Annotated in this window: 2 protein-coding genes; one reads left to right on the top strand and one right to left on the bottom strand. The window is 69.8% G+C overall.

Annotated elements, in window-relative coordinates; all coding sequences use genetic code 11:
• Positions 1-66: 66 nt before the first annotated feature.
• Entirely contained in the window at positions 67-585 is a 519-nt protein-coding gene (locus tag ACFU6I_RS48605; protein WP_384381009.1) for a DUF4245 domain-containing protein, read from the bottom strand.
• A 167-nt stretch (positions 586-752) separates the two neighbouring features.
• Here ACFU6I_RS48605 and glpX point away from each other — a divergent pair.
• The coding region (glpX, locus tag ACFU6I_RS48600; protein ID WP_384381006.1) for a class II fructose-bisphosphatase at positions 753-1665 on the top strand (913 nt) is incomplete at its 3' end.

Genomic DNA, 1665 nt, shown 5'->3' with positions numbered 1-1665 from the left:
GCCCCGGAGCATGTGCTCCGGGGCCCTTCTCGGTACGCCCGCACGCGGGGCCGTCCGGCTCGCGGCTCAGGACGTCCTGAGCGCGGCGGCCATCTCCGCGAGCCGCTCCGTCGACGCCGATCCGGTGACGACCGTGGTGGCGCCCTTGTCGTGGCGCACGAGGGCGTCGTACTTCGGGCCCTCCCAGTGCTGCCACGTCTCACCGGCGACCTGCTGCGTGCGCCCGGTGTTCCGCGCGTCCCGGCTGACCTCGGACACGTACTTCTCCGCCGGGGACGTCGACTGCTCCACCGCGACGTACTTGCCGTCCGGGTCGAGGAAGCCCAGGTGCCAGCCGTTGCCCGCCTCGCGCTCATAACTGACCGAGGTCGGCTTCCAGTCCTCGGACAGACCGGCCGGAGCAGCGACCGGATACGGGGCCGCGCGCCTGGCCGTCACGAGCTCCACGCGGTAGTCGACCGCCTTGACCGGGTTGGCCTTGTCGTCGTGCGGGACGAAAATGTAGACGACCCCCGCGACGGCGGAGATCACCGCCATCGACAGGATCATGTCCCGCGCTGTCTGCTTGCCTCGCTTGCTTGCCACGGGTCCATGGTCGCATCACGTCCGACGGGGCCGACCGAGGGGCAGGAGGACGCGGCACCCACCCCATCCCGCCGCTCATAAGTGACCCGGTCTGCTCATTTTATCGACCTGGCGATAGAGTCAGAGCACCCTCTTCCGGTCGTCGTCGTACAGAAAGGTGCGCTCCGATGTCCGAGCATCATCTGCCGTCCCAGCTAGAGGTCTCCCCGGAGGCCCCCGACCGCAACCTGGCCCTGGAGCTGGTCCGGGTCACCGAGGCCGCCGCCATGGCCGCCGGGCGCTGGGTCGGCCGCGGCGACAAGATCGGCGCCGACGGCGCCGCCGTGAAGGCCATGCGTACCCTCGTCTCGACCGTCTCGATGAACGGCGTCGTCGTCATCGGTGAGGGCGAGAAGGACGAAGCCCCCATGCTGTTCAACGGCGAGCGGGTCGGTGACGGCACCGGCGCCGAGGTCGACATCGCCGTGGACCCGATCGACGGCACGACCCTGAATGCCAAGGGCATGCCGAACGCCATCGCCGTACTGGCCGCCGCCGACCGCGGCTCCATGTTCGACCCGTCCGCGGTCTTCTACATGGACAAGCTGGTCACCGGCCCCGAGGCCGCCGACTTCGTCGACATCAACGCCCCGGTGGCGGTGAACATCCGCCGGGTCGCGAAGGCGAAGAACTCCGCCCCCGAGGACGTCACTGTCGTCGTCCTGGACCGCCCGCGCCACGAGGGCATCGTCAAGGAGATCCGGGAGACCGGCGCCCGCATCAAGTTCATCACCGACGGCGATGTCGCCGGCTCGATCATGGCCGCCCGCGAGGGCACCGGCGTCGATCTGCTGATGGGCATCGGCGGCACCCCCGAGGGCATCATCTCGGCGTGCGCCATAAAGTGCCTCGGCGGTGTCATCCAGGGCAAGCTCTGGCCGAAGGACGAGGCCGAGCGGCAGCGCGCGCTGGACGCCGGGCACGACCTGGACCGGGTGCTGTCCACGGACGACCTGGTCAGCGGCGACAACGTGTTCTTCGTCGCGACCGGCATCACGGACGGTGAGCTGATGCGCGGCGTGCGGTACCGCAGCGAGACGG

It is taken from the genome of Streptomyces sp. NPDC057486, from assembly GCF_042802415.1.
GTDB classification, from domain to species: Bacteria; Actinomycetota; Actinomycetes; order Streptomycetales; family Streptomycetaceae; genus Streptomyces; species Streptomyces yanii.
Note: the sequence above shows the minus strand (reverse complement) of the source record. Positions and strands in the feature narration are given on the sequence as shown.